The organism is Acinetobacter sp. YH12106 (assembly GCF_013418995.1).
In the GTDB taxonomy this organism is placed as follows: Bacteria; Pseudomonadota; Gammaproteobacteria; order Pseudomonadales; family Moraxellaceae; genus Acinetobacter; species Acinetobacter pseudolwoffii.
In genome coordinates this window covers 186,817-201,231 of sequence record NZ_VPAV01000001.1, presented here as the reverse complement: position 1 = coordinate 201,231, position 14,415 = coordinate 186,817, and the positions used below count along the sequence as shown (strand labels likewise).

At 44.3% G+C, this 14,415-nt stretch carries 14 protein-coding genes; 1 reads left to right on the top strand and 13 read right to left on the bottom strand.

All coding sequences use genetic code 11. The features are described from left to right. Positions 1–33 precede the first annotated feature (33 nt). From FTU45_RS01060 to FTU45_RS01005, 12 genes are all read right to left on the bottom strand, one after another. The gene (locus FTU45_RS01060) at positions 34–1,476 is read right to left on the bottom strand and encodes a M48 family metalloprotease (RefSeq protein WP_218949392.1); all 1,443 of its coding nucleotides are present in this window, start codon (positions 1,474–1,476) and stop codon (positions 34–36) included. A gap of 86 nt (positions 1,477–1,562) precedes the next feature. Then, positions 1,563–2,531: a D-glycerate dehydrogenase gene (locus FTU45_RS01055; protein ID WP_180072090.1), complete on the bottom strand. Its 969-nt coding sequence runs from the start codon at positions 2,529–2,531 to the stop codon at positions 1,563–1,565. Between the two features lie 21 nt (positions 2,532–2,552). Beyond that, the gene (locus FTU45_RS01050; protein ID WP_100329781.1) at positions 2,553–3,194 is read right to left on the bottom strand and encodes a hypothetical protein; all 642 of its coding nucleotides are present in this window, start codon (positions 3,192–3,194) and stop codon (positions 2,553–2,555) included. 205 nt (positions 3,195–3,399) lie between these two features. Continuing rightward, a complete protein-coding gene (locus tag FTU45_RS01045) occupies positions 3,400–5,289 on the bottom strand; it encodes a M48 family metalloprotease (protein WP_100329782.1) in 1,890 nt (629 codons plus the stop codon). Between the two features lie 90 nt (positions 5,290–5,379). Next, positions 5,380–6,915, bottom strand: a complete 1,536-nt coding sequence (gene purF / locus FTU45_RS01040; RefSeq protein WP_005096582.1) for an amidophosphoribosyltransferase — start codon at positions 6,913–6,915, stop codon at positions 5,380–5,382. 24 nt (positions 6,916–6,939) lie between these two features. Beyond that, a complete protein-coding gene (locus tag FTU45_RS01035) occupies positions 6,940–7,521 on the bottom strand; it encodes a CvpA family protein (RefSeq protein ID WP_100329783.1) in 582 nt (193 codons plus the stop codon). Positions 7,522–7,526: 5 nt separating this feature from the next. Continuing rightward, on the bottom strand, positions 7,527–8,528 hold the full coding sequence (locus FTU45_RS01030) for a quinone-dependent dihydroorotate dehydrogenase (protein ID WP_180075758.1): 1,002 nt from the start codon (positions 8,526–8,528) through the stop codon (positions 7,527–7,529). 90 nt (positions 8,529–8,618) lie between these two features. Then, positions 8,619–9,098: a type II secretion system protein GspM gene (gene gspM / locus FTU45_RS01025; protein WP_100355082.1), complete on the bottom strand. Its 480-nt coding sequence runs from the start codon at positions 9,096–9,098 to the stop codon at positions 8,619–8,621. Next, positions 9,098–10,237 carry a type II secretion system protein GspL gene (gspL, locus tag FTU45_RS01020; protein ID WP_180075757.1) on the bottom strand — a complete coding sequence of 380 codons (1,140 nt, stop codon included), beginning with the start codon at positions 10,235–10,237 and terminating at the stop codon, positions 9,098–9,100. Before gspL ends, gspM begins: the two co-directional genes overlap by 1 nt. A 29-nt stretch (positions 10,238–10,266) precedes the next feature. After that, complete coding sequence (sixA, locus tag FTU45_RS01015) at positions 10,267–10,722, bottom strand: phosphohistidine phosphatase SixA (RefSeq protein WP_005096577.1); 456 nt, start codon at positions 10,720–10,722, stop codon at positions 10,267–10,269. A gap of 78 nt (positions 10,723–10,800) precedes the next feature. Next, positions 10,801–11,874 (bottom strand): NAD(P)H-dependent glycerol-3-phosphate dehydrogenase, encoded by a 1,074-nt coding sequence (locus FTU45_RS01010; RefSeq protein WP_074382969.1) that lies wholly within the window; start codon positions 11,872–11,874, stop codon positions 10,801–10,803. 33 nt (positions 11,875–11,907) lie between these two features. Then, complete coding sequence (locus FTU45_RS01005) at positions 11,908–12,489, bottom strand: nitroreductase family protein (RefSeq protein WP_074382970.1); 582 nt, start codon at positions 12,487–12,489, stop codon at positions 11,908–11,910. 264 nt (positions 12,490–12,753) lie between these two features. Here FTU45_RS01005 and FTU45_RS01000 point away from each other — a divergent pair, with 264 nt between their 5' ends. After that, positions 12,754–13,131 (top strand): hypothetical protein, encoded by a 378-nt coding sequence (locus FTU45_RS01000; RefSeq protein WP_005096572.1) that lies wholly within the window; start codon positions 12,754–12,756, stop codon positions 13,129–13,131. 59 nt (positions 13,132–13,190) lie between these two features. Here the strand turns inward: FTU45_RS01000 and rhlB are convergent, their stop codons facing one another. Further along, positions 13,191–14,342: an ATP-dependent RNA helicase RhlB gene (gene rhlB / locus FTU45_RS00995; protein ID WP_005096570.1), complete on the bottom strand. Its 1,152-nt coding sequence runs from the start codon at positions 14,340–14,342 to the stop codon at positions 13,191–13,193. Positions 14,343–14,415 lie beyond the last annotated feature (73 nt).

Sequence of the window (14,415 nt, the reverse complement as noted above, 5' to 3'; positions counted from 1 at the left end):
CCTGATATAAAAAGCTTAAAACCTGACTAAGGCTTAAATTTTATATTGACGTGCCTGCTGCATCTGTTTCAGGCGTTGGTTAATGGTTGCCGATAAAGATTGATTATTTTTCGCTGTACGCTGTGCATGTAATAATGACTTGATGGCGGTTTCCTCATAACCGGACCAATATTCTACTTCTGCACGATAACGCAGCACATTGGCGGCCTTGATTGCCGATGCTGGCTCTGCATTGGTCGCCAGCTGCATCAATCGCCAGCCACTCACATCGCGGGAATTGGCATTCAAAAACTTTTGTACAATCTGTTTAGCTTGAGCAGGTTGCTGGGCACGAATCAAGACTTCTGCATATTTATAATTGAGTGCGCGGTTTTCCGGCATGATCCGCGCTGCCGAAGCCACACTTTTCAACGCTGCATTCAACTGGTTCTGACCTAAGTAAATATCAGTCTGAAACAAGACCAATAAAGGATGCATCTGGTTATGCTTTTTCGCCTGATCTAAAGCAGCCTGTGCGGCCTGAAAATCACTTTGCTGTATCTGGTAGGCAGCCAAAGCAAGCTGACCGGCAAAATTATTCTGCCGATTCATCAAACTGAGCTGCTCCTCACTGGTCTGGCGAGACAGCACCCTGCTATACCATTTGATAATCTCAAAGTCCTGATCATTCAGCTTAGGTTTGACCGCAGGCAGCTGATTGGCACGCAAACGTGCTTCACTCATACGCTCAGTCGTCAGTGGATGGGTGAACCAGAAATCCGGCAGGAAGCTTAAGCGACTGGTCGAGCGATGCATGACTTCGAAGAAGTCAGCCATACTATGCGGGTTATAGCCCGAACGATACATATATTGCATGCCAATTCGGTCTGCTTCACGCTCCTGATTACGACTATAAGTCAGCTGTTTATCCATCAACGCGGCTTGCGAACCCATCATCACCGCAGCACCCGCATCACCATCCGCCTGAGAGGCCACCAATGCCCCGACCAGAATTCCGGCCAATGCCAGCAAACCCTGCCCCTTAAAAGCATCTTGAGAGCGACTGTAATGACGTTGTGTGACATGTGCAATTTCATGCGCCATCACCCCCGCCACTTCATCCATATTTCGGGCTGAATTGATTAAACCAGCATTAAGAGCAAACAGCCCTCCCGGCACAGCAAAAGCATTAATTTGTGGATCATTAATCACCAGCAAACCAATGGGCTGTTGTAACTGAGTCTGACTGAGAATATGAGAAAATACCGACAGCAGCTGGTCTTCCAGCCATGGATTCTGCATGACTGGCATTTGCTTATGCACTTCGCGATAGACTTTTTCACCGATCATTCTTTCTTTTTGCTGATCGAGTAAACCCACGCCTGTACCAATATCAGGCACAGAAAAGTGTGCAGTCGCTTGATTAAAATCATGGCTAGAGCTATGCCCTGTCACCATGCACATCGTTAAGCCACACGCCAACGCCAATCGTTTCAATGAAAAATCTCTAAATCTATTGTTCTAAGCTGCCTTGAATATAGCATTGAAAAATGGGCATATACGCAAGAAAATGTTATTTAATATTATTGAAACTCAGGATTAACCACATAGCGTGGCACTCGCCCTTCTAAAGCATCCACCAGATTCTGATAGGCCAATTCGGCCATTTTTTTACGGGTGGCGGCGGTAGCCGAACCCACATGCGGTAAGGTAACGACATTATCCAAATGGAATAATTCTGATTCTTTTAGCGGTTCTTTCTGATAGACATCGAGACCGGCAGCAAAAATCTGCTTGGCTTTTAAAGCGTCAATTAAAGCCTGCTCATCAATGACTGAGCCACGTGAAATATTCACCAATACCGCATGTGGTTGCATTTTTTCCAACTCAGCCGCTGCAATCAGCGCTTTAGAATCAGCATTTAAGTCAACCGCAATAACGACAAAGTCGGAACGCTGTAATAGTTCATCTAAGTCAGAATACTGTGCATTCAGGCCTTGGGCCAATTCTGGTTTTTCACGGCGGTTATGGTACAAAATATTCATATTGAAACCATAAAAACCACGACGTGCAACTGCAGCTCCAATATGACCCAGACCGATAATACCTAAAGTTTTTCCAAAAATATCCAGACCAAATTGTGCTTCACCAACAGTACGCTGCCATTGTCCTTGTTTGGTCCAGTGATCCAGATAGGCCACTTTACGTGCCGCAGACATCAGCAATGTAAAAGCCAGATCTGCCGTGGTTTCAGTCAGTACATGCGGGGTATGGCTGAGATAGATATTTTTTTCATTTAAATAATCAAGTTCATAGTTGTCATAACCGACACTGACACTAGAAATGACTTTAAGCCGGGTGGCAGTCGCCAGATTGTCACGATTCAGCAATCGACCTGCACCAATCATGCCATCGGCATCCTGAACCTCCTGCAAAAGCTGCCGGTTCACATCGCCTAACTTGGGTTGTATATAAGCGACATCATAATGTTGTTCAAGTTTATTTTGAATATCAGCATCGATCTGACTAAATACAACCACTTTTTGTTTCATATTTTTTATTCCAAACTCATATTATTTCAAGCTGGCAGACCTATTTTGCATAAACTGCCATAAACGTTTTTTCAGAATTGGCTGATCTAGCATTTCCTGTAAAGAAGCCAACTGGATTATTTTACTATTTGAAATATAAGGTACAGTTCCCAAAAAAATAATATTTTTCTCGGCACTCATCCCATCGAGAAAACCCTGAATATAAGAGTCCACACCGCGCCCATCCTGAACATTGGCCCAAGGAAATGGCCAGTTCAGCTCACAAAACTCGCTGACCACTGCACGCTGGATATTCGTCCATAAATTCTGGGTTTCTTCAGTCATTGCAGTCGCATCAATCACAATACTGCAATGGGCCAGACTTAAAATCTGCAAACTAAATGGCAGAATTTGTATGATTTCACGCTGTTCCTGAACCAGTACTGGCGTGGGCACTGATACCACAGGCATGACTTCAGCTTCGGGCTGAATAACCGGCTCAGGAATTGATAGATCTGTAAATACCTCGGGCTGCTTGGACTGAGGCAAGACAATGTCACTGTGAAATTCTGGTGCAGCCTGATCACGCCAGATCGAGACCTGATGTGGCTGACATGCGCTGTCCCTAGGAATCCAGAGATCAATTCCTAATGTTGCCAGTATGTCACGCTGATGCCCTATCATCTTTTCATCATCACCAATTTCAGGCTGAACATTTTAGCCGGATTGCCTCTACTTTGCCGAACTTTTTCCGCTTTTCTTTTTTATCCTGATGGATTCTAATACAAAGTCGATCTGCCTGCTAAAAACTGTACTTTTAATACGCAATTAAATCACTGCCTCTGTTATAACAGATGCAGTTTCAAACTGTGAATTGTTGTCTTCTTTTTTACATAATGGTTAAACTGTTTTTCTTCAACATTTGTTGAATAATCTGCTCTGCCTCAAAACCCAAGCGCCAATAAAGCAGTTCCATCACATCCAGTTCGTCCTGAGTCACAATACGGTCGCTCCACAAACAGGCTTCTGCGATACCCAAAATCCCGAGACGTTCACGCAGTAAAAGTCCCGCAATATCATTCAGAATTTCCGCCAGATCAATCGGCTCATCAGAAATTTCATTGTATAAGTCCAATTCTCGAGCCGACAAAATCCGGTTTAAAATGCGTTCGCGAACCTCAAGCTGGTTTCCGCTATTAATCTGCTGCACATGCAACAAGGCATCAATCAGACGCACAATCTGGGGCTTAACTTCATCCAAAGCTGTTGGAATATGTGCGGGCAATAGATTCAGTTCATATTTGACACATTCCAGCAATAAGGCATCAAGCAAGCCAATTTCACCATCTTCCTGAATAATTCGTGCCAGTTTCATCAAAAACTGACGTGCAACTGTGGTGGGCATCCCGCCAATATTCTTGCAGGCTTGCTGGAAAATCGAAATATGCACCCGCCCATCCAGATTCAGCAGTGAATCTACAATGGCGCGGCTCACTTCAGCCTCAGTCGGAATAAATTCACGATATTGACGAATCATCAAAATGGCGACCATGACTTCACGCGAGCCGGTCGCCGTCTGCAATGCACGTTCGAGCAACTCCGGACGCGGCATACTCAGCCGCAGCTCCGGATTCAGCGGTTTAATCGCATCCTTAATCGCAAAACTGATTGGCGACAGACGCAACAACGGCAGAGGCTGTGGCGAACTCCAGCTCATCGCAGTCTCGGGCACCACTTCTTCCAGAGAACGAAATAAACTGAATAAAGGCTGATTCTTGAGTTTCTTCAAGTTCTCGAGCTGCAAATCCTGAATCAGGGCAGGATTTAATTCATAAATTCGTTGATTAATATTTGGGTGAATATTCAACCAGTTTTGTGGACTCAAGGAATTGGCAAAACACATATGGGAAATGGATTCGGCATATTCACTATAGATTTGCGAACCGGAATGATGCACATGAATTCTGAGTAAAGTCTGGATATTGGCATCATTTTGAATCAGGCGGCGAGTTTTCTGGTCATTCTTAAAAGTGCGTCCACCCAGTGAAATATATTTAATAAAGCGTGTGATCAATACCCCCAAACTGCCAATCAGCCAGATTACTGCGCCAATTGCGACATAAAAGGTTTCAAACTTATTTTCACGTCGAATACCAGTTCGATAGAAACCAGATTTGGCAATTTTGCTGCCCCACTGGCTAAAGGTGGTTAAACTGCTATACAAAATTTTTAAGCGGGTATTTTCCGCAGTTTCACCCGACAGAATTTTATTAAATTCGTGACTGAGTAAACCATACAGCTCGACTTTATCCAGAGTTTGTACCGCACCCCAAGTCAGAATAATCGCGGTATCTCGCGGGCTAAAACCCGCCGTCAGCGTATTAACTCCAACTTCATCGGGCAGTACATACACCGCCGGAGGTTCAATTAAAAAGGTATCGGCCAGCTGCTGGGTAATTTGCAGTGCCACACTTTCCTCAGGAATACTTTCCATCGGGCTGAGACGGCGCGCACCCATCTGTTTTGCCAGCGAATAACCGCCATTCCGGAAAAGATAAAATTCATAGATGACCGAGATCATCATGGCACATAACAGCAAAGCAATCAGATAAGGACTGAGCATATGCCAGAAAATAGACTGGGTAGAATCAACATAAAAAACGAATAGACCAACAACGGTATTGATAATAAAAATAGTTAACAGCACAGCAATCAAGCAGAAGCTTACAGGCAATACGATATTCTTGTTTTTTATAAAATCATATCCTACGTTGCGCAATGTAGAACCCTAGTTAAGATTATTTTCAATGGGTTCATCATAAAACAAAAAAGCGGGAAATTCCCGCTTTTTCATGATGATTTTAAGCGCTTAGACTTCACGTACGCCAGTTAAATCCACAGAAGCTGCATCGATATTCACATCGATGTAATTCCCTTCTTTCATGGCACTGTCACTACGTTTTTGCTGTAGATCATCCAGATACTGCGCATCAATACCACCCGCGACATAAACGCCGTCAAATACCGAACAGTCAAAATCTTTCAGATCTGGCACTTTGGTGGTTCGAACTGCATCTTTTAAATCTTCCAGATCCTGGAACACCAAACGGTCTGCACCAATAATTTCACGAATTTCTTCAACGCTACGATCTGAGGCAATTAGCTCTGATTTTGCCGGCATATCGATACCGTACACGTTTGGATATTTCACCATCGGTGCTGCGGAAGCAAAGAAGACTTTTTTCGCACCAGAATCACGTGCCATCTGGATAATTTCATTACAGGTCGTACCACGCACAATCGAGTCATCGACCAATAGTACGTTTTTACCCTTAAATTCAAGCTCAACCGGGTTCAGTTTTTGACGTACCGATTTTTTACGTAGTTGCTGACCTGGCATAATAAAAGTACGACCGATATAACGGTTTTTCATGAAACCTTCACGGAATTTCACACCCAGCATATTGGCAAGTTCCAATGCAGAAGTACGTGAAGTATCCGGAATCGGAATCACCACATCGATATCATGCTCTTCACCCCACTCGCGCAGAATTTTTTGCGCCAGCTTCTCACCCATTTTCAGACGTGCTTTATACACCGAGATTCCATCAATAATGGCATCCGGACGGGCAAAATACACATATTCAAAAATACATGGACGATATTCAGGATTGCTCGCACATTGCTTGGTAAAGAAATTACCTTGTAAATCGATAAATACCGCTTCACCTGGCTGAATATCACGCTCAACTTTGAAGCCCAGCGCAGTAATCGCAACCGATTCAGAAGCTATGATATATTCCATGCCCTGTTCAGTTTCACGTGAACCGTAAATCAGTGGACGGATACCATTCGGATCACGGAAGCCCACCAGACCTTGTCCGGTAATCATTGCTACCACACCATAAGCGCCTTTACAACGCTCATGCACACGTGTTACCGCATGGAAAATATCTTCCGAAGTCGGCACCAATTTGCCATGTTTTTGCAATTCATGCGCTAGCACGTTTAGCAGCACTTCTGAATCAGAATCCGTGTTCATATGACGCAAGTCAGTTTTGAACAGGTCATCGTGAATTTCTTCGGCATTGGTCAAATTACCGTTATGCGCCAAGGTAATTCCATACGGCGAGTTCACATAAAATGGCTGTGCTTCTGCACTGCTCGATGAACCGGCTGTTGGATAACGCACATGACCAATCCCGTAATTTCCTTTCAAGGCACGCATATGACGGGTATGAAATACATCACGCACCATGCCATTATCTTTGCGCAGGAATAAACGTCCTTCATCACATGTCACGATCCCAGCTGCATCTTGTCCACGATGTTGTAACATCGTTAATGCATCAAACAACATTTGGTTAACGGGTGATTTACCAGCTATACCAACTACTCCACACATAGCAACCTCGCAGACAAGCTAGGATTAATAAAAAGGATTATTTGTAGACTCATCTGCAGCTCCAGACTTGGACGATGTTTCAGATGATGAAGCTGAAGGTTTCGATGTCCCTTCAGGCTTGATATGTTGTAGTGCGCCATTCGCGGCTTCTTTCGACATTTGAGTCGCCCAAGGCGCATAAGGCAATAAGGCTTGAATAAACTTGGACTGTTTCCAGTGCGGTGAGCTTTCTACCCACGGGCCAATCCCCTGCATGGTAATCAGGACAATCAGCAAACCTTTCAGGCTACCAAAGACACCACCCGCCAGACGGTTGAGAGGACCCAGTTTAAAACTCTTTAAAATACGGTTCAACAGTGCAGTAACGATCCAGGTCAGAACTACAATCAGCAGGACGATAAAGGCGAAGGCCGCAATCTTTTGTACGACTGGATCTGTACTCAGAGCAACCATAGACGGCGCAAGTAGCGTTGAATATTTTGCCGCAACAATCAGGGCAAAGATCCATCCCACTAAGTTCGCAAAGGCTTTAATAAATCCTTGACGCAAACCGTTGAGCCCTCCAATGAGCAAGATAATCAGTAGAAAGATATCAATGGCATTCATAGGATTTAAAGTGCGTCTACACAATCTTTTACAAGTTTAGGTCCGGTATAGATGAGGCCACTATAAACTTGTACAAGGCTGGCGCCTGCCTGTTTCTTGGCAGCAGCATCTACACCTGAAAGAATACCACCCACACCAATCAATGGAATTTGTCCTTTTAATACCGCAGCAAATGCAGCCAGACATGCGGTACTTTTCTCAAAGACTGGCGCGCCAGATAGACCACCTGCCTCCTCTGCATGCGCCAGACCTTCCACCCCTTCACGTGACAGTGTGGTATTAGTCACGATCAGGCCATCGATCTTGAATTGCAATAACTGTTTGGCAATAAAGGTAATATCGCTGTTATCCAGATCAGGCGCCACTTTGAGTACCAAAGGTACATAATGCTGGTATTCCTGAGCCAATTCAAGCTGACGCTTCTTCAGTGTTTCCAGCAGTTCGGTCAGTGCATCACCACTTTGCAGGCTGCGCAGGTTTTTGGTATTGGGAGAAGAAATGTTGACGGTAATATAAGAAGCATAATTATAGACTTTTTCTAAACAGATGAGGTAATCATCTACTGCTTTTTCTACCGGAGTATCAGCGTTTTTACCGATATTGATACCGAGAATGCCTTTAAATTTGGCCGCTTTGACATTTTCAACCAGCTGATCCACGCCATCATTGTTAAAGCCCATACGGTTAATAATAGCTTTGGCCTGCGGCAGACGGAACAAACGCGGATGAGGGTTGCCTGCTTGCGGTCGCGGCGTAATGGTACCAATTTCAATAAAACCAAAACCTTGACCAGCAAGGGCATCAATATAAGCACCATTTTTGTCTAAACCTGCCGCAAGCCCTACTGGATTGGGAAATTCGATTCCCATACAGGTTACAGGTTTTGCAGTAACATTTTGACGCATCAAGCCCATTTTATGGGATGATTTTAATAGTGATAGTGTCAGCTCATGTGCACGCTCTGGTGCTAAAGAAAACAACAAAGGGCGGGCTAGAGAATACAACATATCTAGAAAAGTCTACTGCTTTTTAAGTCGGCATATTATAGGCATAGGCTGACAAAAAAACCATGCTTTGCAAATCTTTATTTTTACCGTTTATTGCACGGTCGCGGTTAATTTAATCTGTCCTGCTTCATTATTTAGTTCCATTTTCTCAACACTTAGACCCATTTGTGCCAGTTGAGTCAGGAAGTTTGCCAAAACTGCATAATTTTCATGCATGACCGCCAATTGAATTTTTCCATCTATTTGCTGGGATGCAACCGAAAGACCTTGTTGCTGTGCCACCCGCTGTACTTTCTCTGCGGCATCCAGCTGCATGTCTCCAGCAGGCTTTATGGTGACTGCATTACTTTGCATCCAGACAATGGTATCTTTCAGCTGATTTAAACGTTTCTGCTGGGTGTCTGCTGCCTGATGCATATACCAGAGTGCTGAACTGACCGCAGCCACAACTACAAAAATAGTGGTAAAAATCACCAATACCCGTTCACGTGCCGAGAGACTGTCCAGATAATCCCTCAGTTTTTCAAAAGATTGATCCATGCGATTTTGTAGCGCTTCGATGGCTTTCATTATTGCACCCTCACCAGCCCAATGGCACCTGTTCCGCTGGCCTGAATATTCCCCAGCTCCACTTTAAAGCCTTGCTGACTCAATTGCTTGGTCAATGCATTTAGCATATCTGATGAATTGGCTTTAAGCTCCATACTCAACACAGACGCATCATAATTGATCCGTTGTGCCACAATCTGGTTCTGCATCAAGACTGGTCCAATCCGACTAATCAGCTGTAATGCCTGTGTATCGGCGATCTGGCTTTGACGCAACTGCCCTTCAAACTGGCTTTTGATATTCTGCTCAGTGACCGGATAATTTTGCCCAAACCAGTACTTGAACTGATCAACGGCCTGTGCAGCGGTCTGATTTGCCACTTTTTTATATTGATACCAGCGCACCGCATCATAACTAAACTGTAAGATTAATATGCCCAGAAATACAGCTGCGCATGCTTTCCAGTAACCGGAAATGGCACCTTCAGATTTGGCTTTGGGCAATACATTAAACGCATGCTGTTTAGGTTTTTTCAATACCGGAAGGACATACTGAAAAGATTCTAACTGCTCCTGTGTGACCAATGCTTCTAGGCTACTTAACTGATCCTGATTCAGACTACTGACTTTATAATGCAAATCTTTGGGCTGATAATCCAGATACAGACTCAGATCATCCAGCGACTGGCCGATATATTCTGCCTCTCGTACCAACAAGCGCCCACCAATTTGGGTAATCACCCGCTGATTGGCTTCAGGAACTGGCAGTACCAAAAAGTCTGGCAGCAAAGCCGCCAGCTTGACGGGAATCAGGTTGAGAGAATACTGCAAGGTCTCGAGGGTCGAATTCGCAACCCCCATAATACTGACCTGATCAGGCTGCTGAAAATGATGCAGCACTTTCATGGCATCGACGGGCAGCACCACATATTCTTCAAGCAGATACTTGATGCCCTCATTGCCCATTTTTTTATATTGGCTCTTGGGCAAAGTCTGCTGCAAAATTTGCACATGACGGCTCGGGAAAAACACTACTGCTTCTTCGCCATGATGAGCCTGGATCTCCTGAATCAACTGCTCAAGTGTTTCCGCAGTATTCCAGAATTCCCCAGTTGACCATTGCCAAACCCCATTGGCCTCAGGCATCCATAAATACAACATCGATTGTGTACTACCGTTTTAATTGGTTTTTATAATGTAGGAATAAAACTTTTAACTGTTGTCGACAAACCCGCGGCAATGACTGGCTGCGCATAGATACGTGCTTCTGCCAATGCATAGGGATGAAAAGACTCCGCCAGCAAAATAGAAGAAATGTGCGCCACCACATTCATATGACACACCACGGCAATCGATTCATAAGGCAGTTGCGACAACCATTCAACCGCGACCTTGGCATCATCATCGGGTTTAATCGCATTACAGATCACCACCGGCACATCTTGAAAATACTGCTGCAGATGGGCCAGGGTTTCCTGCGCACGCAATAAGGGACTGACCACAAATACTTCAGGTTTAATCATATTTTTTAAGAACTGTGCAGTTTGCTCAGCCTGCTGATGACCACGCTCCGTCAATGGACGCTTGCTATCATTGCCATTGACTGGTGGAGCAGCCTCACCATGTCGCACTAAAGTCAGTTGCATTGGGTTTCCTTATTTTCTTTTGCCTGCATGATAACTGGCCAATATGACAATTCACATACAGTCCCTTTGTGTTATAGATCAGACTTGATGATGTGGCAAGACAAATTCCACATCACTGCGATGACCGTTTTTCATCAATGACAATGCAATGCTGAGTGGTGGTGCACCTTCAAAAATCACATCATACAAGGCAGAAGTAATTGGCATATAGACATCCAGTTCTTCGGAACGCGCCTTGACCTGTACGATGGTATTGATCCCTTCTGCAGTTTGACCCAGTTCAGTAGTAGCCTGCTCCAAAGTCTTGCCTTTGCCCAAGGCAAAACCAACCTGATAATTACGACTCAGCGGACTGCTACAAGTCGCAAATAAATCACCCACACCGGAAAGCCCGAGGAAAGTCAGCGGATTCGCGCCCAATTTTACCGCAAAACGGCTCATTTCGGCCAGTGCACGGGTCAGGATCATACTCTTGGTATTTTCACCCACGTTATACGCGGCTGCCATCCCCATCGCGACGGCATAGATATTTTTCAAGGCACCACCGAGTTCTACACCATGTACATCATCACTGGCAAAAACACGGAACAAGGCACTATGTAAGGCTTGCTGTACGGCATAACGTACCAGCTCAGATTCGCTGGCAATCACGGTTCCTGCCGGCTGACCTGCCACAATTTCCTTGGCGAGATTCGGCCCGGACAACACTCCATAAGGCACTTCTGGCAATACTTCCCGAATAATATCACTCATGAAGCTAAAAGTTTTGGCTTCAATCCCTTTGGTGAGTGAAATCACGGCTTGTGAGGTGATAAAAGGCTTGATTTGTTGCAGGACATCCCGAAAAGAATGACTTGGAATCGCGACTAAAATAATATCACGATCACGCACAGCCAGTTCCAGATCCGACACAGCCAGTAAGTTTTCTTCCAGCTGGAAATCGGGCAAATAACGTTTATTGATATGCGTGGCATTAATATCTGCCGCAACGGCTTCGTCACGAATCCAGATCATGGTATTACAACCATTACGCACTGCAGTATTGGCCATTGCGGTACCAAAACTGCCCCCACCCAACACCGTGACTCTTAAAGCGGTCTTATGATCGACTGCAACCGGCTCGACCAGTGCTGAAAAATTTAATTCTGACATGTTATTTTTTAATACCCTGTTATACCGTGCAAATTAACCGTTCTGATTCCAATAACTTACAAAATTACTGGTCTGAATCTCTGCGCGTGCTGGAATTGCTTTTGCTGCAGTGCCAATATAAATAATACCCGAGACCAAATCATCTTTTGAAATTCCTAATGCCTGCTTAAACAGGCCAGATTCGACTACAGCACCACTGCGCCACATGGTCGAGAAACCCTGAACCTGGAGTGATAACAGAAAATTCTGTATGGCGGCACCTGAACTGAGAATCTGTTCAAAATGTGGAACTTTAGGATGATCTTGCAAACGCGTTAAAGCCAGCACCAATAGTGGCGCACGGAATGGATGATTCTTGACCCGTTCAATCTGTGCCGTTTCAGTTTCACCCAGATCGACCAGTGCCTGAGACAACAGCTCCCCAAATGCTTCACGCTGTGCATCAGGTATCACCACAAAGGTGGTGGGTTTCAACCGATGATGATCCGGTGCTGTCAATGCCGCCTGAAAAGCCAGCTCCAGCTGTTCTGCATTCGGTGCCGGTGCCAGCAAATGTCCTATTGATTGACGTTGGTGAATATTTTGATGAACGATGTCGACCACGGATTCCGTCATTGCTTTGTAGATCTATACTTAAAAACTGTTTTCAAGATTAGCATATTCCAGCTGTAATACTCTATAAACTTCACCGCGACTTAGCCGCAAAAATCACTCAAGAACATTACAATATTTTTATTTTAATCAATGAAATACTCAGTTGAATTACTTTTTTAGCATAGAGTCACACTAAAAATTTCCAAACTTATACAACAGCTCCAAATTCTGTGCGCTTTACTATGCTCAAATAAGCTTAATTCTGTTTTCACCCGAGATTTTATCATGAAAAAAACAATTGCGATCAGCGGATTAGCAGCTTCAGTTCTACTTTTAACTGCCTGCGCTTCCAACCCAACCTCACTGGCAATTCAGAAAGAAAATAATCAGTTTGAGGTCACCGGATTAGGTAAAAATCAACTAACTGCTAAAAATAATGCCATTAATGCTGCCAGCAAAACCTGTGGTTCGAAAGCTACTGCGATTATTATCGATGAAAAGACGGGTTATAACGGGGCATTAAAAGGTGTCGTTGATGATCAGACTGGACAAATGATTCAGGCAGCAGCTACCGTTCTCGGGAATATCGCAGGCACCAATACTGGTTTAAACCAGAATGATGACTATCAAACCATTTTGACTTTCCGTTGTCAGGCCAAATAAGTCCAGATCACATGGTCATAAAAAAAACCGCTCTTCAAGAGCGGTTTTTTTAATCTGGATTAGCAATAACCTTCCAGACGAGTTAAAGGCAATTTCTGTCCAATCGCCTTCTCAATTTCTGGTAGATAGAACGCATCATCTTCGGCAAGGAAACTAATACTCACACCACGTGTTCCCGCACGGCCAGTACGTCCAATACGATGTACATAATCATCTGACTGTTCAGGTAAAGTGAAGTTCACCACATGTGAAACACCATCCACATGAATACCACGACCCGCAACATCTGTTGCAATCATAATGTTGTGCTTACCATTTTTGAACTGGTCTAGCATTTTTAGACGCTTGTCTTGAGCAATCTCACCAGACAGCATGACCACCTTATAACCATCACGTTTTAAATGATCATAAAGCTTACGCACCTGATCACGACGGTTGGCGAAAATCATCACCTTTTCAATCGGCTCATCACGCAAGATTTCTTGCAACAGTTTATATTTATCGGCCTTAGCCACCATATACACCCGTTGCTCGACATCGGCATTGGTTTTCTTTTCCGGTTCAATTTCAACTGTGACCGGTTCAAATAACCATTGCTGTGCCAAATTTAGTACATCATAGCTAAATGTTGCAGAGAACATTAAAGTCTGACGTTGCTCCTTACGCGGCGAAAAACGCACAATGCGTTTCACTGAAGGAATAAAGCCCATATCGAGTAGACGATCCGCTTCATCAATGACCAGAAATTCAATCTGATCCAGCCAGACTTCTTTTTGCTCGACAAAATCGATCAAACGACCGGGTGTCGCGACCATAATATCGACAGGTGCTTTATTTAGTTGATTCTTTTGCTTGTCAAAATCTACACCACCCAGCAAAGTCACGACATTGAGACCGGCATATTTGGCCAGATCCTGTGCATCGCTTTCAATTTGCAGTGCCAGTTCACGGGTCGGTGCCAAAATCAGGGCACGCGGTTCACCACGATAACGCTGCTCCTGAATTGGGTTATTTAATAGATCATTCATGATACTAATTAAAAAAGCTGCAGTTTTACCTGTACCTGTCTGTGCGCGGCCAATGGCATCATGTCCTGCCAGCGTGAATTTTAAAACCTTCTGCTGGATAGGCGTCATGGTGGTAAAGCCTAAAGCATCAATCGCTTTTTTTAGATTGGGATGTAAATTTAAGGTTTCAAAACCAGATGACATAAAGCGGTGCTCTACTTGGGTAATCACTAAGATGGGGATAGTATAAACAAAAAACGCCCCAAGTTATATTGGA

Excerpts from the sequence above, each read along its gene's own strand:
- FTU45_RS01055 (WP_180072090.1), bottom strand. The coding sequence starts at position 2,531 with ATGAAACAAAAAGTGGTTGTATTTAGTCAGATCGATGCTGATATTCAA.
- FTU45_RS01050 (WP_100329781.1), bottom strand. The coding sequence starts at position 3,194 with ATGATAGGGCATCAGCGTGACATACTGGCAACATTAGGAATTGATCTC.
- purF (WP_005096582.1), bottom strand. The coding sequence starts at position 6,915 with ATGTGTGGAGTAGTTGGTATAGCTGGTAAATCACCCGTTAACCAAATG.
- FTU45_RS01035 (WP_100329783.1), bottom strand. The coding sequence starts at position 7,521 with ATGAATGCCATTGATATCTTTCTACTGATTATCTTGCTCATTGGAGGG.
- FTU45_RS01030 (WP_180075758.1), bottom strand. The coding sequence starts at position 8,528 with ATGTTGTATTCTCTAGCCCGCCCTTTGTTGTTTTCTTTAGCACCAGAG.
- gspM (WP_100355082.1), bottom strand. The coding sequence starts at position 9,098 with ATGAAAGCCATCGAAGCGCTACAAAATCGCATGGATCAATCTTTTGAA.
- gspL (WP_180075757.1), bottom strand. The coding sequence starts at position 10,237 with ATGTTGTATTTATGGATGCCTGAGGCCAATGGGGTTTGGCAATGGTCA.
- sixA (WP_005096577.1), bottom strand. The coding sequence starts at position 10,722 with ATGCAACTGACTTTAGTGCGACATGGTGAGGCTGCTCCACCAGTCAAT.
- FTU45_RS01010 (WP_074382969.1), bottom strand. The coding sequence starts at position 11,874 with ATGTCAGAATTAAATTTTTCAGCACTGGTCGAGCCGGTTGCAGTCGAT.
- FTU45_RS01005 (WP_074382970.1), bottom strand. The coding sequence starts at position 12,489 with ATGACGGAATCCGTGGTCGACATCGTTCATCAAAATATTCACCAACGT.
- FTU45_RS01000 (WP_005096572.1), top strand. The coding sequence starts at position 12,754 with ATGAAAAAAACAATTGCGATCAGCGGATTAGCAGCTTCAGTTCTACTT.
- rhlB (WP_005096570.1), bottom strand. The coding sequence starts at position 14,342 with ATGTCATCTGGTTTTGAAACCTTAAATTTACATCCCAATCTAAAAAAA.